We start from the raw sequence: 23663 nt of genomic DNA, 5'->3' as shown, positions 1-23663 counted from the left end.
AGTGCAGTCAGGAGCAGTCAGTGGACGCCGTGACCCAGACCCCCGCCCCGAAGAACGAGCCGGTGCTGAACTACGCACCGGGCAGCGCTGAGCGCGCTGAACTCGAGGGCGCGCTCAAGTTGCTGGGCAACGCCGACCCCATCGACATCACCGCGACGATCGGTGGTGAGCAGCGCAAGGGCGGCGGCGAGAAGATCGAGGTCGTCCAGCCGCACAACCACAAGGCCGTGCTGGGCGTCATCCACAGCGCGACCGCGCAGGACACCCACGACGCGATCGCCGCCGCGAAGGCCGCCGCCCCGGGCTGGCGCGCGCTGTCCTTCGACGACCGCGCCGCGATCATCCTGCGCGCCGCCGACCTGCTGGCCGGCCCGTGGCGCGCCAAGCTGAACGCCGCCACCATGCTCGGCCAGTCGAAGACCGCGTTCCAGGCCGAGATCGACTCCGCCTGCGAGCTGATCGACTTCTGGCGTTTCAACGTCGCCTTCGGCCGTCAGATCCTCGCCGAGCAGCCGGTCAGCTCGCCCGGTATCTGGAACCGGATGGAGCACCGCCCGCTCGAGGGCTTCGTGTACGCCATCACCCCGTTCAACTTCACCGCGATCTCCGGCAACCTGCCGACCGCGCCCGCGCTGATGGGCAACGTCGTGCTGTGGAAGCCGTCGCCGACGCAGAGCTACGCCGCGCACATGCTGATGCGGCTGCTCGAAGAGGCGGGCATGCCGCCGGGCGTCATCAACCTGCTTCCGGGCGACGGCAAGGCCGTTTCCGAGGTCGCCCTGACCCACCGCGACCTGGCCGGGATCCACTTCACCGGTTCCACCGCGACCTTCCAGCACCTGTGGGCCACCGTCGGCGCCAACATCTCCGGCTACCGCACGTACCCGCGGCTGGTCGGCGAGACCGGCGGCAAGGACTTCGTGCTCGCGCACGCCTCCGCCGACGTCGACATCCTGCGCACCGCGCTGATCCGCGGCGCCTTCGAGTACCAGGGCCAGAAGTGCTCGGCCGCGTCCCGCGCCTACGTCCCGCGTTCGCTCTGGGCGAGCCTGAAGGACGAGCTGGTCTCCGAGACCGAGGCCATCACTTACGGCGACGTCACCGATCTGGACAACTTCGGTGGCGCCGTGATCGACCGCCGCGCCTTCGACAAGCACGCCGCCGTGCTGAAGAGCGCGGCCGACGACCCCGAAATCGAGGTCATCGCCGGTGGTACCGCCGATGACAGCGTCGGCTACTTCGTGCGCCCGACGATCCTGGTGTCGGACAACCCGGACCACGAGATCTTCCGCACCGAGTACTTCGGCCCGATCCTCGCGCTGCACGTCTACGACGACAGCAGCGACGCGGGCTTCGACGAGGTTCTGAAGCTGGTCGACGAGACCGCCGACTACGCGCTCACCGGCGCGGTCATCGCGAACGACCGCACGGCCGTCGCGAAGGCGTCCGAGGCGCTGCGCTTCGCCGCCGGCAACTTCTACGTCAACGACAAGCCGACCGGTGCGGTCGTCGGCCAGCAGCCCTTCGGCGGCGGCCGCGCGTCCGGCACCAACGACAAGGCCGGTTCGGTGTTCAACCTGCTCCGCTGGACGAGCCCGCGCTCGGTCAAGGAGACGTTCGTTCCGCCCACCAGCGTCCGTTACCCCCACCAGGGCTGAGATCTCCAGGAGTCCGTGATGTTGCGTGCCCCGTTGCTCGCCGCCGCTCGATCCCAGCGGATGCGCAAGCTGGTCGAGGTCGTCCCCGCCACCCGATCGGTGGTCAGCCGGTTCGTCGCCGGTGCGAGGACGTCCGACGCCGCCCGGGTGGTCCGTGAACTGGCCGACCAGGGCCTCCGGGTCACCCTCGACCACCTCGGCGAGGACACCACCGATGCCGAGCAGGCCGCGACCACGGTCCGCGCCTACGAGGAACTGCTGACCGCGCTGGCGGCCGACGGCCTCGCGTTCGGCGCGGACGTCTCGGTGAAGCTGTCCGCCGTCGGGCAGTTCCTCCCCGTCGACGGGGAGAAGGTCGCGCTGGAGAACGCCCGCAAGATCTGCGCCGCGGCCGAAGCGGTCGGTGCCACGGTGACCCTCGACATGGAGGACCACACCACCACCGACTCGACGCTGGGCATCCTCAAGGAGCTGCGCACCGAGTACCCGTGGGTCGGCGCGGTGCTGCAGGCCTACCTGCGGCGCACCGAGCAGGACTGCCGCGATCTGGCTACGGAAGGTTCCCGCGTCCGGCTGTGCAAGGGCGCGTACGCCGAACCCGAGGAGGTCGCGTTCCAGGACAAGTCCGAAGTGGACAGGTCCTACGTGCGCTGCCTGAAGATCCTCATGCAGGGCAAGGGTTATCCGATGGTCGCCTCGCACGACCCGCGGATGATCGCGATCGCCGAGAAGCTCGCGGCCGACGCGGGCCGCAAGGCGGACGACCACGAATTCCAGATGCTGTACGGGATCCGTCCCGAGGAACAGCGCCGGATCGCGGGCGACGGCAAGACGATGCGCGTCTACGTCCCCTACGGCGACGAATGGTACGGCTATTTCATGCGCAGGCTGGCGGAACGCCCGGCGAACCTGGCGTTCTTCCTGCGCGGACTCGCCACCCGGGGCTGACCCGGCCCCCGGTGGCACTGTTCCGCTGAAAGACAAAGGGGCCCTTCCCGGCGAAACCCGCCGGGAAGGGCCCCTTCTCCATGCTCGTCAGGCCTCCTTGGCCGCCTCTTCCTTGAGCTTGTCCATGTCGATGTCGCGCGCCTGCTGGATGAGGTCTTCCAGCGTCTTCTCCGGGAGCGCGCCCGGCTGCGCGTAGATGACCGTCTTGTCGCGGATCACCGCGAGCGTGGGGATCGAACGCACATCGAAGGCCGCGGCCAGCTGCTGCTCGGCCTCGGTGTCGACGCTCGCGAAGACGATGTCGTCGTGGTTGCCCGACACCTTCTCGTAGGTCGGTGCGAACTGGCGGCACGGCATGCACCAGTCCGCCCAGAAGTCGATGATCACGAAGTCGTTCTCCGACACGACCTGATCGAAGTTGGCGGCGGTCAGCTCCACAGTGCTCATGCCGGGCGTAACGAATCGGGCGGGACGCGCATTCCCGCGAGTGCGCGTAGCGTCTCGGATGGAGCAACCCAGGTTTCGCAGGAGGCGCAGATGGCCGACGGTGACATCCTCAGCCGGATCGACGAGCTGGTCAGCGAGGAGCACGAGCTCCGTTCGCGGGCGATCGGCACCGGGCTGAGCTCGGACGACCGGTCCCGGCTCGCGAGTGTGGAACAGCAGCTGGACCAGTGCTGGGATCTGCTGCGGCAGCGGCGGGCACGCGTGGAGTTCGACGACGATCCGGACCAGGCTTCGGCGCGGCCGATCTCCGAGGTGGAGTCTTACCGGCAGTAGGCCGTTTCGCGCGGCTGAAGGACGCCTTCACCGCATGTCACGCGGTGAAGGGCGCTTTCGTCGCATCGCATGCGGTGAAAGCGTCCTTCAGCCCACGTCAGTGATCAGGCCGGGCAGAGGGTCCCGTCGACGGGCACCTTCCCGTCGATCAGGAAGGCCCGCGTCGCGTCCGCGACACACGGCGAGAGGGTCAGGGCGCCGTGCCCGGCGCCCTGCCAGGTGATCGTCACCGCGCTCGGCATCTGGTCGGCCGCCCGGCCGGTGCCCTGCTCCGGTGTGACCGGGTCGGTCGCGGTGCCGGCGACGAGCATCGGCGGGGCGCCCGGCGCTCCCGCGGGCGGAAGCGGCTCACGGCGCACGGGCCACGGGCTGCACCAGGCCAGCTGCTGTGCGGCGAAGACACCGAACTGCGGATACTTGTCGCGCAAGGTCGTGGTCGCGCGCGTGAGTTCCTCGGCCGAGAGCCGGGTCGCGCTGTCGTTGCATTTGGTCGCGAGCGTGCCGTCCAGCCGCGACGGCCGCGCCTTGGTGTCCTTCAGCACCGGCTCGGCGAACGCGGCCAGCGGCGTGACGTCGCCGGTCTGCGCGGACTTGAGCGCCTCGGCGAGTTCGACCCAGCGCGAGCGCTGCGCGAGCCCGGAGTAGACGGCGTACAGCGCGATCCCCGGAGTGATCTCCTCGCCGTCGGTGGTCGTCGCGGACGCCGACCGGAGCCGGTCGGCGACGGCGGTCACGGCCGCGCGCGCGTCGCCGATCGGGCAGCCCCTCGCGATGCAGTCGGCGCCGAACGCGTCGAGGGTCGCCTGCGCGCTCGCGGCGACGGATTCCTGGGTGGCGGTCGCGTCGGGGGCGGGGTCGGGCAGCCCGTCGAGCATGACCCGGCCGACCTGGGCAGGGAACCGCACGGCGTATTCGGCGAGGACCTTCGAACCGTCGCCGTGGCCCAGCGCGTGCAGCTTGTCCAGCCCCAGTTGCTCCCGGAGCTCTTCGAGGTCGCCCGCTGCCCGCCAGCTGTCCATCGCGACCTGCGCGTCGTCCAGTTCGATGGCGCACTGCTGCCCCGCGCGGCGTGCCGCGTCGACGACGCCTTCGAGGTCGGCGGCGGCCGGATCGGCGCCGAGCAGATCGGTGCGGATCTCGGCGGGGATGCACTGCACCGGCATGGACGTCCCCGTCCCGCGCCGGTCCACGCCGATCAGCGAGAACTTCTGCAGGAACTCGGGAGGCAGCGTCGCGGCCAGCCGCGCGGCGTACAGCGACCCCGGCTCGCCGTCGACGTCGTTGACCACGACGAGCGGGATCGGCCCGCCCCCGGTCTTGACCACCGAAAGCCGTGAGAGCCCGCGACCGGGCAGGTCCGGCGCGTCGAGTGTGGTGGGCACCCTGGCACAGGAGAACTTCAGCGTGTCCGGCACGGACGGCTGGCCCAGCCGCTGCCGGGTCGCTTCGTCGCAGTCCTCCCATTTGATCGACGGCGACCGCGGTTCGGCGAGCGGCGGCAGCGGGACCTGCTGTGCCGTCGTCTGGCCGCCGGGATTCGGCTTGCCGTCGTTGTCGATCACCGCCGGCCGCGCCGACGGCCCGGCCGTGCAGCCCGCGAGCACGGCCGTCACCACGGTGGTCGTCAGGAACAGCCGTGGCGTGCGGCGGGCGGTGCTCACGGGCTGGTCCTCACTTCCAAGGCATGACAAAGCTCGGAACAGAGCTTCGCAGGTCGGATGTCAGGACACGGTTAGCGGGTGCGTTTCACCTCGCCGCGGAACACCGCGTCCAGGTCGTAGCGGGCGACCTCCTCCAGCTGGGCATAGGTGCAGGAGGACGGCTCGCGGTCGGGGCGCCAGCGTTTGAACTGCGCGGTGTGCCGGAACCGCGACGGATACCCGGCCTCCGTGTGCTCGTAGCCGACCTCGACCACCTTTTCCAGCTTCAGCGGCACCCAGGGGGCTTCCTTGGCCTTCCACCGGGTGATCCCGCCGGGGATCCGCTGGTTCTCGCGCACGTTGTCACCCAGCCAGGGGTGATCGGTCCCGTCGGTGATCAGCGGCGCCAGCTCCTCGGCCAGCTCACGCCGCCGGGTGACCGGGAACGAACCGACGACGCCAGGATGATGCAAGACGCCGTCCTCGTCGTAGAGCCCGAGCAGGAACGAGCCGACCATCTCGCCCGGTTCGCCGTCGACGTGCCAGCGCAGCCCGGCGAGCACGCAGTCGGCGGTACGCGAGTGCTTGTACTTCAGCAGCACACGTTTGCCGGGTGTGTACGGCTCGTCGAGCGGTTTGCCGATGACGCCGTCGAGCCCCGCGCCCTCGAACAGTTCGAACCAGTGCCGCGCGAGCGCCGGATCCGAAGTGGCCGGGGTCAGGTGGATGCCGCCGGAAGCCAGTTCTTCCAGCCGCTCCCGCCGCTTCGAGGTCGGTTCGTCCAGAAAGGACTCGTCGCCCAGCGCCAGCAGGTCGAACGCGACGAACTCCGCCGGGGTCTGCTCCGCCAGCAGCTTGATGCGGCTTTCGGCCGGGTGGACCCGGTCGGTGAGCGCGTCGAAGTCCAGCTTGCCGTCCCGGGCGACCACCAGTTCGCCGTCCAGCACGATCCGCTCGGGCAAGGCCGCCTTCAAGCGCTCGACGACCTCGGGGAAGTACCGGTTGAGCGGCTTCTCCGACCGCGACTGCAAGGTCAGCTCGTCGCCGTCGCGGAACACCAGGCAGCGGTACCCGTCCCATTTCGGCTCGAACAGCAGGCCGCCGGAATCGGGGATCGCCTTCGCCGGTTTGGCGAGCATCGGTTTGACCGGCGGAGTCAGGGGAAGCGACATGACGGCCATTCTTGCCGCACCGAGCCGGTCAGCGCACCCGCTGCGGTGCTGCCGTGTCGAGTTCGATCCGGACGGCCGTCGGCAGGACGTCCACCCCGAGCGACTCCCGCGCGCGGGCCAGCACCGTGCTGTCGAGCTGCTCCCAGACCCGTTTCAGGTCGGTGCCCTCGACGAGCCAGAGGGTGATCCGCAGCGCCGGGTTCTCCTTGTCGCCGACCGCGCGGACCCGGGCGCGCCCGACCCCGTCGACCGTCTCCGCGTCGGCGCGGACGGCCTCGGAGATGGCCGAGGCGGTCACCACGAGATCGTCGTCGAGTTCGAGGTCCGGGCGGCCTTCCGGGCGCAGCGACCGGAAGAACCACCACAGTCCCAGCCACAGCAGGAGCACGCCGAGCACGATCGCGCCGAGCCGGGAGGCGACCGCGTGCCGCGACAGCCAGTCGAGGGCGATCGGGTCGACGAGCGGCCGCCCGGCGCGGTGCGTGCCGAGCCAGCCCGCGCCGACCACGAGCGCGGCCGCGCCGCCGAGCAGCGCGAGGAGTCCGATGAGGACGGTCAGGATCCGTTCCGTGCCGGTGGACCGGCCCAGTGCCTTGGCGGAGACCGAACGGGTCATCGGCGGTCCTTCGGGGAGTCGACGACGACCGAGACCTTCGGCCGCCGCGGCAACGGGACGTCGTCGAGGAGACCGGAGACCGTCTCCAGCAGCCGCGGACGCAGCTCGCCTTCGGTTTCCAGCCTGCTCGTCGCGCGGACACGGATCTTCTTGGCGGTGGCCGTGACCTTCGCGCCCGCGACGTTGTCCTGCGCGCGCACGGTCACCCCGACCAGCCTCGCCAGGGAACGCGGCGACGTGGTCACGCTGACCTCGTTCGCCGGATCGGTCAGCCGGATGGCGCGCCGCCCGGCCGAGGCCGCCGCCAGGATCAGCAGGAGCCCCACGACCGCGACGGCGATCGCGAGATACCGGACCAGGGGGGCGTTCCAGGTCTGTTCCGCGAGCCTGTCGCGCCAGTCGTCCCAGGGGAGGAACAGCGGGCCCCGCCCCGGCCGCCACCAGCCCCAGCCGACCTCCAGCGCCAGCAGTACCCCGGCGGCGGCCAGCGCCAGCCCGATCAGGGCCGACAACAGGCGGACGATCAAACGCATACCGGTTGCTCCTTCTAGCGGACGCGGGGCGCGATGTCGGGCAGGAGCGCGGAGACCGTCACCGAGATGTCCCGGACCTGGTAGGAGGTGATCCGCTCGACCTCTTCGGTGACCCTGGCGCGCAGGTCGCCGACGATCCGCCGTACCGGCGCCGGATAGTGCAGCGCCACGTCGAGCACGGGATCGACGTCGTTGCCCTCACCGCCGACCTTCGCGCTCGCGCCGTGTGTCCCGAGCCCGAGCCCGGCGATCCGCCGCTCGGCGCGCGTGGTCCCGTCGACCCGGTCCGCGGCGTGCTGCGCGATCTTGCGGACCACGGACGGCGAGATGGTGAGGGTGCCGCGATCCTCCGGCTCGGGCGGGACGGTCATTTGTCGCGGCCCCGGCCGAACAGGTCGCCGAGGTCGAGTTCGCCGTCGAGCACGCGGCCGAGGACGAGGCCGATGACGCCGACGGCCAGCGTCACCAGGAACGCGGTGAAGCCCTGGGTCGCGGCGAGGCCGAGGATGAGGCCGGCGAGGAGGCCGGTCTGGGTCCCGTTCATCACTCGACCCGCGAGGTCTCGGTCTCGCCGCCGTTCTCGTCGGGCAGGTGGATGTCGTTGACCGCGATGTTGACTTCGATCACCTCGAGGCCGGTGATCTGCTCGACCTGCCCGATCACGTTGCGGCGCACCGCCCGCGCGACGTCGACGATGCGGGCGCCGTACTCGACGACCACGTCGAGGTCGATGGCCGCCTGCTTCTCGCCGACCTCGACCGACACCCCGGACGTGGTGACCGTGCCGGAACCGGGGATGCGCTCGCGGATCGCACCGAAGGCACGGGACACCCCACCGCCCAGCGCGTGGATCCCGGTCACCTCGCGGGTGGCGAGACCCGCCACCTTCTGCACCACCACCGACGAGATCGTGGTCTTGCCGGCGGCTCCTTCCTCGTTGAGGGACGCCCCCGCCACGGGGGTGTCGGGCCTGCTCGCGCTCGGCTGCGCCATGAAGTTCGCTCCTTCTCGGCCGGTGCCGCGCGACCTGCGCGCGCGACGATCCCTACGCTCTCACCGACCAGGACCCGCGCGCATGCCGAGCCGTCACGCGATGTCCCCCGGATGGGGTAATCAGTTCCGGGATCAGTCCGGATGGCCGGGCCAGGTCGCGTCCCAGGCGGGGAGGTGAAGGGGACTTTCCCCACATCGCATGCGGGGAAAGTCCCCTTCACACCTCGGGACCTTGCCGCGGATCAGTCCGGATGGACGTCGACGACGTGGACGTTGACGGCGGGCGGGGCGGAGCCGAGCTGACCGGTCAAGGCCGCGCTGACCCGGTGGCGCAGCAGGTCCGCGACGGCCGCTTCGACACCGAACCGGATCGTCACCAGCACCTGGAGCACGTCCTCTTCGAGCGCGACGGCCGCGACGTGCACCCCGCCGAGCTCGCGGCCGATCTCGGCGGCGAGGTTCCTGGTCATCAGCACCAGCGCCCGCTCCGAAACCTGGGTCTTGCCGCCCGACGAGGGCAGGTCGAGCGGGGCGGTGGTGTGCCTGCCGCGGACGCCGCCGACCGAGCGGAGCACCCGTTCGACGAGTCCCGGCGGCGTCGGCACCGGACGGCTCGCGGCGGCGCGCACCTGCTGCCACCGGGGGTCGTCGCGCGGATCCTCGCTCATCACCGTTCCCCGGGTCGGAAGTTGTCGCCGAGTTTCGCCAGCAGCGCCACCCTCGCGCGGTGCAGCCTGGCACGCAGAGCGGGCACGCTGACTTCGAGCACCTCGGCCACCTCGTCGTAGGTCAACCCTTCGAATTCTCGCAGAATCAGCGGGATCCGCTGGCCGACGTCCAGTTCGGCGATCGCGCGCAGCACCGTGCCGACCCGCTCGGCGCTCTCCACGTGACCCTCCGGACCAGGCACGACACCCGCGTCGCCCTCGTCGAGGGGGACGGTCGGTTTGCGGCGCCGGACCACGCCGAGCGCGCCGTTCGTCGTCACCCGGTAGAGCCAGGTCGACACCGCCGCTTCGAAGCGGAAACCGGGCAGCGCCCGCCACGCGGAGAGCCAGGCCTCCTGGACGACGTCCTCGGCCTCGGACGAGCTGCCGGTGATCCGCAGCGCCACCCGGTACATCCTGGCCGTGTGCCGCCGGACCAAGGTGTCGAACGCACCGTGGTCTCCGGCGGCGGCCCTGGCCACCAGTTCCTCGTCGGGAACCGGCGCGGCCTCGCTCACCCGCCCTCCCGTCGGCGATAGCGCAGCATGGTGAAGCCGTCTTCGACGAGCACGGACGCGAGATCCATCCGCCGCGGTTCCGGGGCAGGACGGCCTCGGACGATCCGGCTCTCGCCCGCTCCCGCCAGCAGCGGGGCGACGGTGAGGCACAGCTGGTCGACGAGGTCGGCGGCGATCAGGTCGGCGAACAGCGCCGGCCCGCCCTCGCAGTCGACACGGCGCAGGCCGCGCTCGTCCAGCAGCGCGAGCGCCCGGCGGAGGTCGACGTCGGTGGTCCCCGCGACGAGCACGTCGGCGCCCGCGCGCTCCAGCTCGGCGCGCGGCGCCTGCTCGGTGGTGATGACGATCGGCGGGACCTTGGTGTCGGTGAACAACGGGCCCTCGGGGTCGAGTTCACCGGAACGGGTCACCACCGCGATCGGCGGGACCTCGGAAAGTCCGAGCGCGGCCCGGCGGCCGGCGCGTTCGGGAGAGACGCGCGCGCCGCGATAGCCCTCGGCGCGCGCCGTACCCGCGCCGACCAGGATCACGTCGGAGAGCAGCCGGCCCAGCACGAAGATCCGCTTGTCGGCGGGGTGCGAAAGGCCCTCGGACAGCTCGTCCACCGCCGCCGCGCCGTCCGCGGAGCTGACGAAGTTGACCTGGACCCAGGGACGGTTCAGGTCTTCCGGATACCCGTAGAGCCGTTCGAGGTCGGCGTCGGAGACGGGTTCCGCCGGTGTCGTTGGCCACAGAAGCTGCACACCGACATCCCAACACGCGCCCGATGGCACCGCTGAGCGGGGGATACGCCCGGTCAGGGAGGGTGAACCCGTCACGCCGGTGCCGTTACGCTCGGCGAATGCCCGCCCGCCTGATCGATCGCCGTCCGGAGCTGTCCGCCGACGAGCTGATCACCGCGCTCGTCCCGCCGCCGAGGTTCGACGCGGTCCGGTTCTCCACGTACGTGCCCAACCCGGACGAGCCGAGCCAGGCCGAAGCCGTCGTCACGTGTGGCGCGTTCGCGAAGCGCGTGGCGGAAGCGTCGCGGCGGAAGCCGAAGTCGAAGCTGCGCGCGTTCTTCGGCGGGGGAGACGAGGCGCCGTCCGGGCCGATGGGGCTTTATCTCGACGGCGGATTCGGCGTCGGCAAGACCCACCTGCTCGCCTCGACCTGGCACGAGACGCCGTCGCCCAAGGCGTACGGGACGTTCGTGGAGCTGACCCATCTCGTCGGCGCGCTGGGTTTCGCCGAGGCGGTGCGGCGGCTGTCCGAACACCGGTTCCTGGCGATCGACGAGTTCGAACTCGACGACCCCGGTGACACCATGCTCGTCACGCGGCTGCTGCAGGAGCTGATCTCGGCTGGGGTGTTCGTGGCGGCGACGTCCAACACACTGCCGGACAAACTCGGCGAAGGCAGGTTCGCCGCCGCGGACTTCCTGCGCGAGATCCAGTCGCTGTCCGCCCGGTTCGGCGTCTGCCGCGTCGACGGCCCGGACTACCGCCACCGCGGCCTGCCGGACGCGCCGCCGCCCGCGAGCCCCGAGGAGCTGGAAGCCTCCGCCGCCACGCATCCCGAGTCCACCGTGGACGATTTCGACGCGTTGTGCGAACACCTGGGCGGCCTGCATCCTTCGCGCTACGGCAGGCTTCTCGACGGCGTGACCCGGGTGCACCTGCGCGGCATCCACCCGGTGCCCGACCAGAACGTCGGACTGCGGATGGTCGCCTTCGCCGACCGGCTCTACGACCGCGCGATCCCGCTGGTGGTCTCGGGCGAGCCGGTGCCGGAGCTGTTCACCGAGGAGATGGTGAACGGCGGCTACCGCAAGAAGTACCTGCGCGCCGTCAGCCGTCTGACGGCACTGGCGCGCGACGCCGTGCAGCCCAGCTGAGCAGCACCCACGTCGCGCACACGGTCGCGACGGCGAACAGCGCGCCGCCCACGACGTCGGTGAGGTAGTGGTAGCCGAGGCCGAGCATGCCGATCGTGACTCCGCAGAGCACCACGGCGCCCACCGCCGAGATGACCGCCGTCGCGACGCCGGGGCGGGCGAGCAGGACGAGCACCGTCAGCACGGCGACCAGCGCGACGGTGTGCCCGCTCGGGTAGGCGAGGTAGGTGTACTTCCAGCGGCCGAAGAGCGGTTTGAGCACCCAGGTGTTCGCGAGGATCGCGATGAGCGGGCCGACGATGATCAGCGCCGCTTCGGGCCTGCGCCGTCCGATCAGGCAGAGGACGGCGGCGAGGACCGCGACCGGGATCAGGACGTAGGCCTCGGTCGGCAGCACCAGCAGCTCGAGAAGGCCGGTGTCGCCGCCGAAGGTGCGCTCCACCCACCGGACGGCCACCTCGTCGGGAACGGAAGGGCCCTCGCCGGAGACCAGCAAACCGAGGACGACCATGATCGCGGCGCAGGTCACCGCGACCGGCCCGGACGGCCCTCTTCCACTCATCCGGCGAGATTACGTGACGGGTGATCAGTCACCATGCATGGACGGCTCGCGAGGACGAAGGGGGCTTTCGATGCGGATCAGTGTGGTCGGTGGCGGCGTGATCGGGCTCAGCTGCGCACACCGGCTGGCCGGGGCCGGGCACGACGTCACGGTGGTCACCGACGCCGGGCCGGGGGAGACGACCTCGGCGGTCGCCGGTGGTGTGCTCTTCCCGCCGCTGGCGGCGAACTCCGACCGGGTCGACCGCTGGACCGCGACGAGCGTCGAGGAATACCGCGGCCTCGGCGCGCCAGGGGTCCGCATGGTCCGGGGAACGTACCTCGTGCCGCGCGAGGCACCGCTGCCTTCGTGGGCGTTGTCGATGCCCGACCTCGACCACGAACCCGGACGGCTCACCTTCACGACCGCACTGGTCGACACGCCCGTGTACCTCACCTGGCTCGCCGGACAGGTCGCCGCGCTGGGGGCGCGCACCGAACACCGCACCGTCTCGCGGCTGGACGACCTCGACGCGGACCTCGTGGTGAACGCCGCCGGGCTCGGCGGCGGGCGGCTCGCGGGGGACGGCACCGTGGTGCCGGTCGGCGGCCAGGTCGTCCATCTCGCCGACCCGGGGCTGACCGAATGGATCGTCGACGGGGCCACCCCGGTGCTGCGGCACGTGATCCCGCACGGACGGCACGTCGTCTGCGGCGGCACGCAGGAACCCGGGCGCGACTCCGTCGAACCGGACCCCGGGGTGACCGCCGACATCGTCCGGCGGTGCCGGGAACTCGTGCCCGCGCTGGCCGACGCGCCCGTGCTGGGGGCGAAGGTGGGCCTGCGGCCGTTCCGGCCCGAGGTGCGGCTGGACCGGGACGGCCGGGTCGTGCACTGCTACGGGCACGGGGGCGCGGGGATCACGGTGGCGTGGGGCTGCGCGGACGACGTCCTGGCCCTGGTGTGAGGCCCTACCGCATCTAGCGGACTGAATGCGATGGGCTCCGCACCGCCGCAAGTAGGTGACTAATCGCGGCGGGGTCAGAGGGCGGCGAAGGCGGCGAAGTCCTCTTCGGTTTGATCCGCGTAGCGCATCGCGTAGGCCCCGATGGCCTCGTCGAGGTCTTCGTCGTCCTCGAAGTAGCCCGCCAGCATCCGCGGATGCAGTGACCGCGCGTGCGCCCGTGCGAGCAACGCGCCCGCCAGACGGCCGTAGTCGTCGAGATGGTCCTTCTTCAGCTCCGCCGGATCGATGTCGCCCTTGAGGTTCCGGAACTGCCGCACGATGTACGGCACGCCGTCGATGGTCGTCCAGCCGAGCAGGATGTCCGTCTCGGCCTGTACGAGCCGTGCGCCCTCGACGATCCGCCGCCCCTCGTGCTCCGGGGCGGGCAGGCCGAGGAACGGCGCGAGCGCCGACGGGATGGCCTGTTTCACTTGCAGGACGAGGTCTTCGCCGGAGTTCCCGTGCAGCAGCGCCACGTAGCTGCGCAGCCCGACACTGCCGGTGCCGACCACCCGGAAGGCCACATCGGACACCCGGTACCGCGAGATCAGCGTCCGCCGCGACTCGCGCAGTGTGTCCACATAGGACACCAGACCGGTCACGACGGCTTCGGCGGTCGCGTCGTCGACGTGCGTGAGCACCGGTGGGTCCTCGACGAACCGGTGCCGTTCGAGGCCGGTCTCGTGGTCGTCGATCCGCCTGGTCCACTTCGCGGTGACCTTGGCGCTGGTGTTCTTCCGCGCCTTCTCCGCCGCTTCCTCGAAATCGTCGATCAGGTCGTGCGCCTTGACCTTGCTCAGCACCGACGCGTCCGGCAGCGCGTTCCACGACCGGAGGAACGGCAGCTCCGCCAGTCCCCGGATGGTGCGCCGGTACGACTTCACCGCGTCTTCGGCGGCTTCCCGGCAGCCCGCTTCCCCGATACCGCCCTCGCGCCCGGCGAGGACGAGACTCGCCGCGAGCCGTTTGAGGTCCCACTCCCACGGGCCCGGCACGGATTCGTCGAAGTCGTTGATGTCCATGACGATCTGGCCTTCGGGCGTGCCGTACAGCCCGAAGTTGGCGGCGTGCGCGTCGCCGCAGAGCTGCGCGGTCAGCCCGGACGACGGCGAACCCGCCAGATCGGCGGCCATCAGCCCGGCGGCACCGCGGTAGAAGGTGAACGGCGACGCGAGCATGCGCTCGCGTCGCAGTTCCACCAGTTCCGGCAGGCGGCCTTCGTTGGTGCGCGCGAAGAACTCCGCCACGCCGGGCCGTCCCTCGCCCGCCGCCGCGAGGTCGTGCGCGGACGAGGGTGCCTCGTCCCGCAGTGCCTTACCCCTCGCGAACCAGTCCTCCGGCGACACCGACTCGGTGCCCACCAGCGGCCGCTCCACCCACTCCCGCTCGTCTCCCATGGACAGGCAACGTACAGCCCGTCCGAAAGGTTCACCGGGTCTTGACGACCTCCGTGATGGCGTCGATACCGCGGTCGAGCTCCTCGCGGCTGATCACCAGCGGCGGCGCGATCCGCAGCGTGTGGTCGTGGGTCTCCTTGCACAGGACGCCGCGTTCGGCCAGGGCGGTGGACGCCTCCCGGCCGGTCGGCCCGCCGGGCGCGATGTCGATCCCCGCCCAGAGCCCGCGTCCGCGGACCTCGGCGAGCCCGTTCCCGACCAGTTCGCCGAGCCGGGAGTGCAGGTGAGCGCCCAGTTCTCGCGAGCGCTCCTGGAACTCTCCGGTCTTCAGCAGCCCGACCACGGCCCGCCCGATCGCGCAGGCGACCGGGTTCCCGCCGAAGGTGGAGCCGTGTTCACCCGGCCGCAGCACCCCGAGCACGTCCTTGCCGCCGACCACGGCCGACACCGGCATGATCCCGCCGCCGAGCGCCTTGCCCAGGGTGTAGACGTCGGCGCGGACGCCTTCGTGGTCGAGCGCGAGGACGGTGCCGGTGCGCGCGAGACCCGACTGGATCTCGTCGGCGATCAGCAGGACGTTGTGCTCGTCGCACAGCCGCCGGGCCTCGGCGAAGTAGCCGGCGGGCGGGACGATCACGCCGGCCTCGCCCTGCACCGGCTCCAGCAGGATCGCGGCGGTGCGCTCGGTGATGGCGTCGCGCAGCGCTTCGGCGTCGCCGTACTTGACGGTGACGAAGCCCGGCGTGAACGGGCCGAAGTCGGCGCGCGCGGTCTCGTCGGTGGAGAAGGACACGATGGTCGTCGTGCGGCCGTGGAAATTGGACCCGGCGACGACGATCTCCGCCTGCCCGTCGGGGACGCCCTTGACCCGGTACGCCCACTTCCTGGCGATCTTCACCGCCGACTCGACGGCTTCCGCGCCGGAGTTCATCGGCAGGGTCATCTCGGTGCCGGTCAGCTCGGCGAGCTCCTTGCAGAACAGCCCGAGCTGGTCGTGGTGGAAGGCGCGCGAGGTCAGCGTCACCCGGCCGAACTGCTCGATCGCGGCGGCGATGAGCCCGGGGTGGCGGTGCCCGAAGTTCAGCGCGGAGTAGCCGGAGAGGAAGTCGAGGTAGGTCTTGCCCTCGACGTCGGTGACCGAGGCTCCTTCGGCGGTGGCGATCACCACCGGGAGCGGGTGGTAGTTGTGCGTGCTCCACTGCTCGTCGAGCGCGATGAAGTCGGCGGTCGTCATGCGTTCAGGTTAGATGTCCATCCGGCTGCTTTCATCCGGGAAACGTTGCTTTGACCCGTTGTTCATTGCGTATCGACTCCTTCCGGTGGCGAAATCGTGCATCGGCGTACTCGATCACCGGAGGCGCGGGGCCCGGAGCGCGGTTATCGTCGCCGGATGGCGAAAAAGGACACCGTCTCCGTCCGGGACACGCTGAGGATCGGCAAGGGCACCGAGCGGCACCATCCCGGCTCGTTCCCGATCGGGCCGACCAAGAAGCCCAAGGGGCTCAAAGACCTCGCCGACGCAGGAGGCAGGCTCGCCGAGCTGCAGGAGGCGCTGTACGCGGAGGGCGTCGGAGGGGGGAACCGCAGTGTCCTGCTGGTCCTGCAGGGGATGGACACCTCCGGCAAGGGTGGCACCGTCGGCCACGTGCTCGGCCTGGTCAACCCGATGGGCGTGCGGTACGCCGGGTTCAAGAAGCCGACCGCGACCGAGCGGCGTCACCACTACCTGTGGCGGATCCGCAAACAGCTCCCGGCGCCGGGGCAGATCGGTGTCTTCGACCGCTCCCACTACGAGGACATCCTGGTTCCGCGCGTGCAGAAGCTGGTACCCGCGGCGGAATGGCGCAAGCGCTACGCCGAGATCAACGCGTTCGAGCAGGAGCTGACCGACGCCGGCACGACGATCGTGAAGGTCTTCCTCGACATCTCGCCGGAAGAGCAGCTGAAGCGCCTCAAGGCGAGGCTCGAGAATCCGGCGAAGTGGTGGAAGTACAACCCCGCGGACCTCGACGCGCGTGCCCAGTGGAACGACTACCAGAAGGCCTACGCCGACATCTTCGCCAAGACCTCCACGGCGGCCTCGCCCTGGTACGCCGTCCCGGCCGATCGCAAGTGGTACCGCAACTGGCTGGTCGCGCGGCTCCTGATCGAGACGATCGAGGGGATGGACCCGAAGTTCCCGCCTGCCGGCTTCGATCCCGCGACGGAGATCGAGAAGCTGGAAGGCGTTGGCGTACCGGCTTGAGCGTCTGAGAGAGTGCGGAGGTGACCGACACCAGCCTCGAAGATCTCCCGTTCCTCCGCCGTCAGGCCCGCACCCAGCGCTTCACCCTCGGCGCGCCGAAAGAGTTCAAGGTCGCCCCGGACGGTTCCCGCATCCTGTTCCTGCGGTCCGAGTCCGGCACCGACCCCCGGCACAGCCTGTGGTCGTTCGACGTCGCGTCGGGCGAGGAGACGAAGCTGGTCGACGCCGCCGAGCTGCTGCCCGGTGAAGAGGACCTTCCGCCGGAAGAACGTGCCCGCCGCGAGCGCAGCCGGGAGACCGGCGGCGGCGTGGTCGGCTACGCGGTCGACGACGCCTTCACCGTCGCCGCGTTCTCGCTCTCGGGCAAGCTCCACACCCTCGACCTGGCCACCGGAGAGGTGTCGGTGCTGGTCGACGGTTCGGTCGTCGACCCGCGGCCCAGTCCGGACGGTGCGCACGTCGCCTACGTCCGCGACCGGCGCCTGCGGGTGATCGACCGGGCCACCGGCGAGGATCGCCTGCTCGTAGAGGAAGCGGGTGACGACATCGCCTGGGGGCTCGCGGAGTTCATCGCGGCCGAGGAGATGGGCCGCACCCGCGGCTACTGGTGGTCGCCGGACGGGAAGAGCCTGCTGGTCGAGCGCTCGGACCGGGCAGCCGTGCCGCGCTGGACGATCGCCGATCCGGCGAACCCGCAGTCGGCGGCGAACGTCGTCGCGTATCCGGCGGCGGGCACCACGAACGCGGACGTGACGCTGGCGATCCTCGGCCTCGACGGCTCCCGCGTCGACGTCGAGAAGACCGGCTGGGAGTACCTGGCCGCCGTGCACTGGTCCGCCGCGGGCAAGCCGCTGCTGTCCGTGCAGTCGCGGGACCAGCGGAAACTGGAGATCCAGGCGATCGACCCGGCGACCGGTTCGGTCGAGGTGCTGCACACCGAGACCGACGAGCACTGGGTCGAGCTCGCCGCGGGCGTCCCGGCGTGGACCACCGACGGCCGCCTGGTCCGCGAGAGCGCCGCCGACGGTGACCACCGGCTGGTCGTCGACGGGGTCGCCCTCACCCCGCCGGGGCTGCAGGTGCGGTCGATCCTGCACGTCGGCGACGAGGTGCTGTTCAGTGCGTCCGACGCCGATCCGACGCAGATCCACGTGTTCCGCACGGAGGGGGGCGAACTCCGGCGTCTGTCCACTGAGGACGGTGTGCACGTCGGCTCCGGAACCGCCGCGCTGACAGTGCTCTCGTCGTGGACTCTGGAACGCAGCGGCCCGGTGGTGACCGTCGTGTCCGGTGAGAAGACGGTGGCGCGCATCGGTTCCTTCACCGTCGACCCCGACGTCGTGCCGAACCTGACCTGGCTGACGCTGGGGGAGCGGGGCCTGCGCGCCGCGCTGGTGCTGCCGACCGGGTACGACGACAGCGAGGGCAAGCTCCCGGTGCTGCTCGACCCGTACGGTGGCCCGCACGCCCAGCGAGTCCTGCAGACCCGCAACGCCTTCCTGACCCCGCAGTGGCTCGCGGACCAGGGATTCGCGGTGCTGGTCGCCGACGGGCGCGGCACACCCGGCCGGGGTTCGGCCTGGGAGAAGGAGATCGCGGGCAAACTCGCCGACGTCACCCTCGCCGACCAGGTCGACGCCCTGCACGCGGCGGCCGCGCTCCATCCGGAACTCGATCTGGAACGGGTCGCGATCCGAGGCTGGTCCTACGGCGGCTATCTCTCCGCGCTGGCCGTGCTGCGCCGCCCGGACGTCTTCCACGCCGGGGTCGCGGGCGCGCCGGTGACCGACTGGTCGCTGTACGACACGCACTACACCGAGCGTTACCTCGGGCTTCCGCAGGAGGAAACGGCTTCGTACGAGCACAACTCGCTGATCGCCGGCGCCGGCGACCTCTCGCGGGCACTGCTGATCGTGCACGGGCTGGCCGACGACAACGTTTTCGTCGCCCACTCGTTGCGCCTGTCGTCGGCCTTGCTGGCCAAGGGACGTGCGCACGTGTTCCTGCCGCTGGCCGGCGCGACGCATATGACGCCGCAAGCCGAAGAGGTCGCGGAGAACCTGATGCGCACGCAGGTGGACTGGATCGTGCGCGAGCTGTCCGGTGCCGCGGTCAAGAGCGAGGAGAACGCATGAAACGGTGGGGCATCACCATTCCGCTGACCGGGGTGCCGCTCGCGGCGCACGAGGAGATGGTGCGGGAGCTGCCGGATCTCGGCTACACCGACGCGTGGTCGGCCGAGACCGCGGGCCACGACGCCTTCACTCCGCTGGTGCTGGCCTCGCAGTGGGCGCCGCAGCTGCGGCTGGGCACCGCGATCGTGCCCGTGTACACGCGCGGACCCGGGCTGCTGGCGATGAGCGCGGCGACCGTCGCGGAACTGGCGCCCGGCCGGTTCGTGCTCGGGATCGGCGCGTCGTCGCCGGTGATCGTGAAGAACTGGAACGCCGCCGAGTTCGAAGCGCCGTTCGCGCGTTCGCGGGACACCCTGCGGTTCCTGCGGTCGGCGCTGGCGGGGGAGAAGGTCACCGAGGAGTACGAGTCGTTCTCCGTCAGCAAGTTCCGGCTGGAGCGGCCCGCCGACCCGCCGCCGTCGATCATGCTCGCCGCGCTGCGGCCGGGGATGCTGCGGCTGGCCGCGAAGGAGGCCGACGGCGCCATCACCAACTGGCTCGCCGCCTCCGACGTGCCGAAGGTGCGCGCCGAGATCGGTCCGGACACCGAACTGGCCGCGCGGATCTTCGTCTGCCCCACCGAGGACAAGGCCGCCGCGCGCGGGCTCGGCCGGATGCTCATCTCGAGCTACCTGACCGTGCCGGTGTACGCGGCGTTCCACGAATGGCTCGGCCGGGGCGACGCGCTCGCACCGATGCACGAGGCGTGGGCCGCGGGCGACCGGCAGAAGGCGAACCAGGTCATCCCGGACGAGGTCGTCGACGACCTGATCGTCCACGGCAGCCTCGATTCCTGCCGCGAGCAGGTGCAGTCCTATGTGGACAACGGGCTGACGACGCCGATCATCGCGCTGCTGCCGACGGGGGAGGACCCGTTCGCGCACGTGCGAGGTCTCGCTCCGCGTTAAAGACTCGTGAGTGGTAAGGACGGTTCTAACCGTCCTTACCACTCACGAGCGCTACGCCTGCCCGAACAGCTCCTCGTAGCGGGACACCATCATGTGCGACCCCTTGATCTCCGACGTGGTCGCCGCGTCCAGGATCCCGACCTCCTCGGCGTAGGTCGCGCCCCCGGAAGGCCCGAGCGGTAACGAGATCATCGGCCCGCCCGGCGTGTGCGCCCGCAGCTCGCCGCCTTCGATCAGCGCCCGGATGTTGGCCACGACGACCTCGGCGTGGTCACCGGCCACCTTCGCCAGCTTCCCCTCCTGCAACGCGGTGATGTCGCCGAGCGCGAACACACCGGGCTGTCCCGGCAGCCGCAGTTCGGGAGTCACCTCCACCTGCCCGTTCGCCTGCCGCGCGGCGGCCAGTTCGCCGTCGAGGTACGCGGTGTGCGGCGCACCTCCGTAGCACTGGAACCACAGGTCGGCGGTCACCTCGCCGCCGCCGGTGAGCCCCGAGGTGAACGTCTTGGCCTGCCCCGGTTCCGAGACCGGCGGCTCGGTCAGCGAGGTGCCGAGCAGGAGCTCGACGCCCAGCCCGTCGAGCTGGCGGCGGATCTCCGCGCGGAATTCCTCCGGGAAGCCGGGCAGGATCTCCTTCGCCGGGTCGACGATCGTCACGGCCTTCTCGGGCCACACCGCCTTGATCTCGCCCGCCAGTTCGAGGCCCACCGGGCCCGCGCCGAGCAGCAGCACCTTCTCCGCGCCCGCGAGTTCCTCCCGCGTGGCACGGATCTTCGCCTTCGCCGAAGCGCTGTCGTGGAAATCGATCTTCGCCGGGAACGGGTACGCCGAACCGGTCGCCAGCACGACGTAGTCCGGCGTGAGCCGTTCACCCGATGCGAGCGTGACGCCGTCCTGGTCCACGCTCACCGCGCGGTCGCGGACCACCCGTCCCCGCTCGAGAAGCCGGGCGTACGGATAGAAGAGCCGATCCGTCCATTCGGGATCGACGAGCCCCCGCAACGCGGCGACGTGGTGGACGAAGTCCTCGCGCGGCTCGACGAGCACGACGTCGGCGAACGAGTCCAGCTCCTTGGCGACGGTCGTGCCGCCGTATCCCCCGCCGATGACGGCCACGGTCGTGGTCATGAATTTCCCCTAGTTCGTAGTACGGAATGTTTGTACTACGAACTACGGTAGTTCGTACTCCGAACGATCGTCAAGTAGACTGGGCTCATGACCACGGCCGAAGACCTCGGATTCGCGACGGCGCTGGTGCGGCTTTCGCATCTGGTGCAGCGGGCTTTCATCGACGTCGGCCGGTCCCACGACCTCACGCCCCAGCAGGCTCAGCTGCTCTGCGTGCTGGCGCAGGGGGAGACGGGTGTCGGGATGACCGACCTCGGCAAGATGCTCAACCTGGAGAAGTCCAGCGTCACCGGCCTGGTGGATCGCGTGCAGCGGCGCGCGCTCGTCGAGCGGGTCGCGGATTCGTGCGATCGCCGCGCGTTGAAGATCACGCTGACGGAGGAGGGACTCCGGCTCGCGAACGCCGCACACGAAGGCGTCGTCGAGAAGCTGGAGGAGATGGCGGCGGATCTCCCGGCCGAACAGCGTGAGGCGATCGCGGCCGCGGCGTGGCGGATGGCGCCCGAAGACTGATTCAGTGCCAGATGGCGGCGGCGAGCAGGAGTCCGGCCGCCGCGGCGCCGATCCCGGCGGCCATCGTGACGCCGACGTTCAGCGCGGCCCGAGGGCGCGTTTTCTCCGTGAACAGGCGCAGGGTTTCGTACCCGAACGTCGAGAACGTCGTGAGTCCGCCGCAGAAACCGACGGCCAGCAGCGAGCGGACGCCGTCCGGCTGGCCGCCGTGCAGCGCCCAGCCGGTCAGCACGCCGAGGATCACCGAGCCCGTGATGTTGACCGCCAGCGTGCCCCACGGGAAGGCGGCGCCCCGCCACGCGCGCAGCCGAAGATCGGTCAGGAAACGGGCGATCGCACCGAAACCGCCACCGAGTGCGACGAAGACGAAGGTCATTGCTTCACCGCGCGGGTGATCTCGTGCCCGGCGTAGACGGCTACCAGCGCCGCTGCCACCGTTCCGAACGCGTAGGCCAACCCGGTGAACGGGCGCCCGGCCGTCACAAGATCGAGTGTGTCCGTCGCGTACGTCGAAAACGTCGTGTAACCGCCCAGGATCCCGACCCCGAGGAACGGCCGGAGCAACCTGTGCGGATCGGCCGCGGCGGCCAGCGACGCCATCAGGACGCCGATCAGCAGGCAGCCGGAAACGTTGGTGGCAAAGGTGGAAAACGCGAACTGGCCCCGGGGGTGGGGGAGCGCGACCGACAGTCCGTAGCGGGCGAGGCTGCCCAGCGCGCCACCGGCGCCGACGGCCGAGAGCACGTCCCAGCGCGGGCGGGAAACGGATGCCGGATCAGCCATGAATGGCAGCTTAGAACCGCTGTCCGGGTGAACCGGCACCACGGTGTCGAAGATCGCTCACTAGGCCGTTTTTCCCTGCTGGACGGTGAATTTTCTCGAAACGTGTCGTAGGCTGGGCGGCGCTCCAGGCCGATTTTCGGTCCGTCCGCTCGTCTGAGAAAAAGGTGGCAGGATGGCACAGGAACAGTCAGGTACGCAGGCTCCCGACAGCGGTTTGCTGCTGGAGGTCGAGATGATCCCGACCGCGGTCGACCGCGGGAAGGCCAACGGCGCGGCCGCCGACAACGACGGCAACGACGGCTGAGTGCCCGAAACGCCGACGCTGGCTGACCTCGTGGCTCCGCTCGGGGTCAGCCAGTTCTTCCAAGAAGTCCAGGGCGAGACCTACCGCCGTTTCGAAGGCCGCGCGGGCCGGTTCGCCGACCTGCTGCCATGGCCGGCGCTGAACGCGATCCTCCGGCAGCACCGCCTGGAGTTCCCGCGACTGCGCCTCGCGCTCGACGGCACCCCGGTGCCCATGGAGAGCTACACCGATCTCGTCCCCACCCGCCGCAGTGGCACCGTCCCCCGCCTGCTGGCCGCTCCGTTCACCGAGCACCTCCGCGGCGGCGCGACGATGGTGCTCGACGCCATCCAGGAACTCAGCGACCCGATCGGCGATCTCGCCAGGGGGCTCGAACACGACCTCCGCGAGAGCGTCCAGGTCAACCTGTACGCGGGCTGGGGGGTGACCCACGGTTTCGACGTGCACTGGGACGACCACGACGCGTTCATCATCCAGGTCGCCGGTCGCAAACGCTGGCGGATGCACGGTCCGACCAGGCCCGCTCCGCTGCACCGCGACGTCGAGCAGCCCGAACGGCCCGGTGAGCCGATCGACGACTTCATCCTCGAAGACGGCGACGTCCTCTATGTCCCGCGTGGGCATTGGCACGACGTCACCGCGGTGGGGGAGATGTCGCTGCACCTCACGCTCGGGTTCAGCCCGGCCACCGGGATCGACCTGGTGTCCTGGCTCGCCGACAAGCTCCGGTCGAGCACCGTGTTCCGCCAGGACCTCCCGAGGTTCGGGACGGACGAGGAGCGGGCGGCCCGTGCCGCCGCGCTGCGCGCGGAACTGGAAGCGACGCTGACCGGCGACGTCGTCGACCGGTTCCTCGCCGAACGCGACTCGGTGGCCCCGGCGCATCCGCGGGTCGGGCTGCCTTGGGCAGCGACCCCCGGCCTGCTGCCGGATGGTGACGAAACCGAGGTTCGATTCCTCGTCCCGAGGGCGGTGCTCGAAGAGGGAGATGGCCGGGTGACCTTGCTGGCGGCCGGTAAGCGGTTCGTCTTCGCGGCCGCCGCGGCCCCGCTGCTGAAGGCGCTGCTCGACGGCACGCCGCAGGCGGTCAAACGACTCGCCGAGCTGTCCGAACTCGATCGGGGGACGGTGCGGGCCTTCCTCGGCGAGCTCACCACGCAGGGGCTGCTCTCTATCGGCTGAAAGTCACAGGGGACGAGAAGTGTGAAGGAGGGTCGGCCGGG

The 23663-nt window shown here is 70.6% G+C and carries 28 protein-coding genes; 11 read left to right on the top strand and 17 right to left on the bottom strand.

Going from position 1 to position 23663, the window contains the following annotated elements:
• Positions 1 to 20: 20 nt before the first annotated feature.
• Entirely contained in the window at positions 21 to 1658 is a 1638-nt protein-coding gene (pruA, locus tag BLW75_RS10520; protein ID WP_034318133.1) for an L-glutamate gamma-semialdehyde dehydrogenase, read from the top strand.
• 18 nt (positions 1659 to 1676) lie between these two features.
• The gene (locus tag BLW75_RS10515) at positions 1677 to 2606 is read left to right on the top strand and encodes a proline dehydrogenase family protein (protein ID WP_034318136.1); all 930 of its coding nucleotides are present in this window, start codon (positions 1677 to 1679) and stop codon (positions 2604 to 2606) included.
• An 87-nt stretch (positions 2607 to 2693) separates the two neighbouring features.
• Here the strand turns inward: BLW75_RS10515 and BLW75_RS10510 are convergent, their stop codons facing one another.
• The gene (locus BLW75_RS10510; protein WP_034318139.1) at positions 2694 to 3053 is read right to left on the bottom strand and encodes a thioredoxin family protein; all 360 of its coding nucleotides are present in this window, start codon (positions 3051 to 3053) and stop codon (positions 2694 to 2696) included.
• Between the two features lie 90 nt (positions 3054 to 3143).
• Here BLW75_RS10510 and BLW75_RS10505 point away from each other — a divergent pair, with 90 nt between their 5' ends.
• The gene (locus tag BLW75_RS10505) at positions 3144 to 3386 is read left to right on the top strand and encodes a DUF2630 family protein (protein WP_034318140.1); all 243 of its coding nucleotides are present in this window, start codon (positions 3144 to 3146) and stop codon (positions 3384 to 3386) included.
• Between the two features lie 104 nt (positions 3387 to 3490).
• Here BLW75_RS10505 and BLW75_RS10500 read toward each other — a convergent pair whose 3' ends face one another.
• From BLW75_RS10500 to BLW75_RS10455, 10 genes are all read right to left on the bottom strand, one after another.
• Positions 3491 to 5047: an alpha/beta hydrolase gene (locus BLW75_RS10500; RefSeq protein ID WP_198935801.1), complete on the bottom strand. Its 1557-nt coding sequence runs from the start codon at positions 5045 to 5047 to the stop codon at positions 3491 to 3493.
• Positions 5048 to 5118: 71 nt separating this feature from the next.
• Positions 5119 to 6198 carry an ATP-dependent DNA ligase gene (locus tag BLW75_RS10495; protein WP_034318353.1) on the bottom strand — a complete coding sequence of 360 codons (1080 nt, stop codon included), beginning with the start codon at positions 6196 to 6198 and terminating at the stop codon, positions 5119 to 5121.
• A 28-nt stretch (positions 6199 to 6226) separates the two neighbouring features.
• Positions 6227 to 6814 (bottom strand): alkaline shock response membrane anchor protein AmaP, encoded by a 588-nt coding sequence (gene amaP, locus BLW75_RS10490; RefSeq protein ID WP_034318141.1) that lies wholly within the window; start codon positions 6812 to 6814, stop codon positions 6227 to 6229.
• Positions 6811 to 7347, bottom strand: coding sequence for a DUF6286 domain-containing protein (locus tag BLW75_RS10485; RefSeq protein WP_034318143.1), 537 nt, complete (start codon positions 7345 to 7347; stop codon positions 6811 to 6813). Before BLW75_RS10485 ends, amaP begins: the two co-directional genes overlap by 4 nt.
• Positions 7348 to 7361: 14 nt before the next feature.
• Positions 7362 to 7718 carry an Asp23/Gls24 family envelope stress response protein gene (locus tag BLW75_RS10480; protein WP_034318144.1) on the bottom strand — a complete coding sequence of 119 codons (357 nt, stop codon included), beginning with the start codon at positions 7716 to 7718 and terminating at the stop codon, positions 7362 to 7364.
• Positions 7715 to 7891: a hypothetical protein gene (locus BLW75_RS10475; RefSeq protein WP_005157087.1), complete on the bottom strand. Its 177-nt coding sequence runs from the start codon at positions 7889 to 7891 to the stop codon at positions 7715 to 7717. Before BLW75_RS10475 ends, BLW75_RS10480 begins: the two co-directional genes overlap by 4 nt.
• On the bottom strand, positions 7891 to 8340 hold the full coding sequence (locus BLW75_RS10470; RefSeq protein WP_034318147.1) for an Asp23/Gls24 family envelope stress response protein: 450 nt from the start codon (positions 8338 to 8340) through the stop codon (positions 7891 to 7893). The genes BLW75_RS10475 and BLW75_RS10470 overlap by 1 nt, the downstream gene beginning before the upstream one ends.
• A 242-nt stretch (positions 8341 to 8582) precedes the next feature.
• A complete protein-coding gene (locus BLW75_RS10465; RefSeq protein WP_034318149.1) occupies positions 8583 to 9008 on the bottom strand; it encodes a hypothetical protein in 426 nt (141 codons plus the stop codon).
• Positions 9008 to 9565 carry an RNA polymerase sigma factor gene (locus tag BLW75_RS10460; protein ID WP_034318151.1) on the bottom strand — a complete coding sequence of 186 codons (558 nt, stop codon included), beginning with the start codon at positions 9563 to 9565 and terminating at the stop codon, positions 9008 to 9010. Before BLW75_RS10460 ends, BLW75_RS10465 begins: the two co-directional genes overlap by 1 nt.
• Complete coding sequence (locus BLW75_RS10455) at positions 9562 to 10308, bottom strand: pyrimidine reductase family protein (protein ID WP_034318154.1); 747 nt, start codon at positions 10306 to 10308, stop codon at positions 9562 to 9564. Before BLW75_RS10455 ends, BLW75_RS10460 begins: the two co-directional genes overlap by 4 nt.
• A gap of 98 nt (positions 10309 to 10406) precedes the next feature.
• On the opposite strand from BLW75_RS10455, the gene zapE reads away from it, so the two are divergent.
• The gene (zapE, locus tag BLW75_RS10450; RefSeq protein WP_034318157.1) at positions 10407 to 11441 is read left to right on the top strand and encodes a cell division protein ZapE; all 1035 of its coding nucleotides are present in this window, start codon (positions 10407 to 10409) and stop codon (positions 11439 to 11441) included.
• Here zapE and BLW75_RS10445 read toward each other — a convergent pair.
• On the bottom strand, positions 11395 to 12003 hold the full coding sequence (locus BLW75_RS10445; RefSeq protein ID WP_034318161.1) for a phosphatase PAP2 family protein: 609 nt from the start codon (positions 12001 to 12003) through the stop codon (positions 11395 to 11397). The two genes, zapE and BLW75_RS10445, sit on opposite strands and share 47 nt — an antisense overlap.
• Before the next feature lie 70 nt (positions 12004 to 12073).
• Here BLW75_RS10445 and BLW75_RS10440 point away from each other — a divergent pair, with 70 nt between their 5' ends.
• The gene (locus BLW75_RS10440; protein ID WP_034318164.1) at positions 12074 to 12949 is read left to right on the top strand and encodes an FAD-dependent oxidoreductase; all 876 of its coding nucleotides are present in this window, start codon (positions 12074 to 12076) and stop codon (positions 12947 to 12949) included.
• Between the two features lie 74 nt (positions 12950 to 13023).
• On the opposite strand, the gene BLW75_RS10435 is transcribed toward BLW75_RS10440, so the two are convergent.
• Together BLW75_RS10435 and rocD are read right to left on the bottom strand one after the other, a co-directional pair.
• Positions 13024 to 14385, bottom strand: a complete 1362-nt coding sequence (locus BLW75_RS10435) for a DUF2252 domain-containing protein (RefSeq protein ID WP_034318167.1) — start codon at positions 14383 to 14385, stop codon at positions 13024 to 13026.
• Between the two features lie 31 nt (positions 14386 to 14416).
• Positions 14417 to 15619, bottom strand: a complete 1203-nt coding sequence (rocD, locus tag BLW75_RS10430; RefSeq protein ID WP_034318170.1) for an ornithine--oxo-acid transaminase — start codon at positions 15617 to 15619, stop codon at positions 14417 to 14419.
• 156 nt (positions 15620 to 15775) lie between these two features.
• Here rocD and BLW75_RS10425 point away from each other — a divergent pair, with 156 nt between their 5' ends.
• The 3 genes from BLW75_RS10425 to BLW75_RS10415 are packed head-to-tail and all read left to right on the top strand — an operon-like array spanning position 15776 to position 19712.
• The gene (locus tag BLW75_RS10425; RefSeq protein WP_034318173.1) at positions 15776 to 16630 is read left to right on the top strand and encodes a PPK2 family polyphosphate kinase; all 855 of its coding nucleotides are present in this window, start codon (positions 15776 to 15778) and stop codon (positions 16628 to 16630) included.
• 20 nt (positions 16631 to 16650) lie between these two features.
• Positions 16651 to 18765, top strand: a complete 2115-nt coding sequence (locus tag BLW75_RS10420; protein WP_034318177.1) for a S9 family peptidase — start codon at positions 16651 to 16653, stop codon at positions 18763 to 18765.
• The gene (locus BLW75_RS10415; RefSeq protein WP_034318180.1) at positions 18762 to 19712 is read left to right on the top strand and encodes an LLM class F420-dependent oxidoreductase; all 951 of its coding nucleotides are present in this window, start codon (positions 18762 to 18764) and stop codon (positions 19710 to 19712) included. Before BLW75_RS10420 ends, BLW75_RS10415 begins: the two co-directional genes overlap by 4 nt.
• 51 nt (positions 19713 to 19763) lie before the next feature.
• On the opposite strand, the gene BLW75_RS10410 is transcribed toward BLW75_RS10415, so the two are convergent.
• On the bottom strand, positions 19764 to 20840 hold the full coding sequence (locus BLW75_RS10410; RefSeq protein ID WP_034318184.1) for an NAD(P)/FAD-dependent oxidoreductase: 1077 nt from the start codon (positions 20838 to 20840) through the stop codon (positions 19764 to 19766).
• A gap of 87 nt (positions 20841 to 20927) precedes the next feature.
• On the opposite strand from BLW75_RS10410, the gene BLW75_RS10405 reads away from it, so the two are divergent.
• Positions 20928 to 21353 carry a MarR family winged helix-turn-helix transcriptional regulator gene (locus BLW75_RS10405; protein ID WP_016333033.1) on the top strand — a complete coding sequence of 142 codons (426 nt, stop codon included), beginning with the start codon at positions 20928 to 20930 and terminating at the stop codon, positions 21351 to 21353.
• Between the two features lies 1 nt (position 21354).
• Here the strand turns inward: BLW75_RS10405 and crcB (BLW75_RS10400) are convergent, their stop codons facing one another.
• Positions 21355 to 21729: a fluoride efflux transporter CrcB gene (crcB, locus tag BLW75_RS10400; protein WP_034318188.1), complete on the bottom strand. Its 375-nt coding sequence runs from the start codon at positions 21727 to 21729 to the stop codon at positions 21355 to 21357.
• Positions 21726 to 22136: a fluoride efflux transporter CrcB gene (gene crcB, locus BLW75_RS10395; RefSeq protein WP_034318192.1), complete on the bottom strand. Its 411-nt coding sequence runs from the start codon at positions 22134 to 22136 to the stop codon at positions 21726 to 21728. The genes crcB (BLW75_RS10400) and crcB (BLW75_RS10395) overlap by 4 nt, the downstream gene beginning before the upstream one ends.
• 172 nt (positions 22137 to 22308) lie before the next feature.
• Here crcB (BLW75_RS10395) and BLW75_RS43915 point away from each other — a divergent pair, with 172 nt between their 5' ends.
• Together BLW75_RS43915 and BLW75_RS10390 are read left to right on the top strand one after the other, a co-directional pair.
• Positions 22309 to 22440 carry a hypothetical protein gene (locus tag BLW75_RS43915; RefSeq protein ID WP_255431246.1) on the top strand — a complete coding sequence of 44 codons (132 nt, stop codon included), beginning with the start codon at positions 22309 to 22311 and terminating at the stop codon, positions 22438 to 22440.
• Positions 22441 to 23622 carry a cupin domain-containing protein gene (locus tag BLW75_RS10390; protein ID WP_034318196.1) on the top strand — a complete coding sequence of 394 codons (1182 nt, stop codon included), beginning with the start codon at positions 22441 to 22443 and terminating at the stop codon, positions 23620 to 23622.
• Positions 23623 to 23663 lie beyond the last annotated feature (41 nt).

The organism is Amycolatopsis lurida, assembly GCF_900105055.1.
Classification (GTDB): domain Bacteria; phylum Actinomycetota; class Actinomycetes; order Mycobacteriales; family Pseudonocardiaceae; genus Amycolatopsis; species Amycolatopsis lurida.
The sequence above is the reverse complement of the archived record's forward strand: the minus strand, read 5'-3'. Positions and strand labels throughout refer to the sequence as shown.

What these genes read in the sequence shown, in the direction of transcription:
- BLW75_RS10515 (WP_034318136.1), top strand. Translation starts at nt 1,677, where the DNA reads ATGTTGCGTGCCCCGTTGCTCGCCGCCGCTCGATCCCAGCGGATGCGC.
- BLW75_RS10510 (WP_034318139.1), bottom strand. Translation starts at nt 3,053, where the DNA reads ATGAGCACTGTGGAGCTGACCGCCGCCAACTTCGATCAGGTCGTGTCG.
- BLW75_RS10505 (WP_034318140.1), top strand. Translation starts at nt 3,144, where the DNA reads ATGGCCGACGGTGACATCCTCAGCCGGATCGACGAGCTGGTCAGCGAG.
- BLW75_RS10495 (WP_034318353.1), bottom strand. Translation starts at nt 6,198, where the DNA reads ATGTCGCTTCCCCTGACTCCGCCGGTCAAACCGATGCTCGCCAAACCG.
- amaP (WP_034318141.1), bottom strand. Translation starts at nt 6,814, where the DNA reads ATGACCCGTTCGGTCTCCGCCAAGGCACTGGGCCGGTCCACCGGCACG.
- BLW75_RS10485 (WP_034318143.1), bottom strand. Translation starts at nt 7,347, where the DNA reads ATGCGTTTGATCGTCCGCCTGTTGTCGGCCCTGATCGGGCTGGCGCTG.
- BLW75_RS10480 (WP_034318144.1), bottom strand. Translation starts at nt 7,718, where the DNA reads ATGACCGTCCCGCCCGAGCCGGAGGATCGCGGCACCCTCACCATCTCG.
- BLW75_RS10475 (WP_005157087.1), bottom strand. Translation starts at nt 7,891, where the DNA reads ATGAACGGGACCCAGACCGGCCTCCTCGCCGGCCTCATCCTCGGCCTC.
- BLW75_RS10470 (WP_034318147.1), bottom strand. Translation starts at nt 8,340, where the DNA reads ATGGCGCAGCCGAGCGCGAGCAGGCCCGACACCCCCGTGGCGGGGGCG.
- BLW75_RS10465 (WP_034318149.1), bottom strand. Translation starts at nt 9,008, where the DNA reads ATGAGCGAGGATCCGCGCGACGACCCCCGGTGGCAGCAGGTGCGCGCC.
- zapE (WP_034318157.1), top strand. Translation starts at nt 10,407, where the DNA reads ATGCCCGCCCGCCTGATCGATCGCCGTCCGGAGCTGTCCGCCGACGAG.
- BLW75_RS10445 (WP_034318161.1), bottom strand. Translation starts at nt 12,003, where the DNA reads ATGAGTGGAAGAGGGCCGTCCGGGCCGGTCGCGGTGACCTGCGCCGCG.
- BLW75_RS10440 (WP_034318164.1), top strand. Translation starts at nt 12,074, where the DNA reads ATGCGGATCAGTGTGGTCGGTGGCGGCGTGATCGGGCTCAGCTGCGCA.
- BLW75_RS10435 (WP_034318167.1), bottom strand. Translation starts at nt 14,385, where the DNA reads ATGGGAGACGAGCGGGAGTGGGTGGAGCGGCCGCTGGTGGGCACCGAG.
- rocD (WP_034318170.1), bottom strand. Translation starts at nt 15,619, where the DNA reads ATGACGACCGCCGACTTCATCGCGCTCGACGAGCAGTGGAGCACGCAC.
- BLW75_RS10425 (WP_034318173.1), top strand. Translation starts at nt 15,776, where the DNA reads ATGGCGAAAAAGGACACCGTCTCCGTCCGGGACACGCTGAGGATCGGC.
- BLW75_RS10415 (WP_034318180.1), top strand. Translation starts at nt 18,762, where the DNA reads ATGAAACGGTGGGGCATCACCATTCCGCTGACCGGGGTGCCGCTCGCG.
- BLW75_RS10410 (WP_034318184.1), bottom strand. Translation starts at nt 20,840, where the DNA reads ATGACCACGACCGTGGCCGTCATCGGCGGGGGATACGGCGGCACGACC.
- BLW75_RS10405 (WP_016333033.1), top strand. Translation starts at nt 20,928, where the DNA reads ATGACCACGGCCGAAGACCTCGGATTCGCGACGGCGCTGGTGCGGCTT.
- crcB (WP_034318188.1), bottom strand. Translation starts at nt 21,729, where the DNA reads ATGACCTTCGTCTTCGTCGCACTCGGTGGCGGTTTCGGTGCGATCGCC.
- crcB (WP_034318192.1), bottom strand. Translation starts at nt 22,136, where the DNA reads ATGGCTGATCCGGCATCCGTTTCCCGCCCGCGCTGGGACGTGCTCTCG.
- BLW75_RS43915 (WP_255431246.1), top strand. Translation starts at nt 22,309, where the DNA reads ATGGCACAGGAACAGTCAGGTACGCAGGCTCCCGACAGCGGTTTGCTG.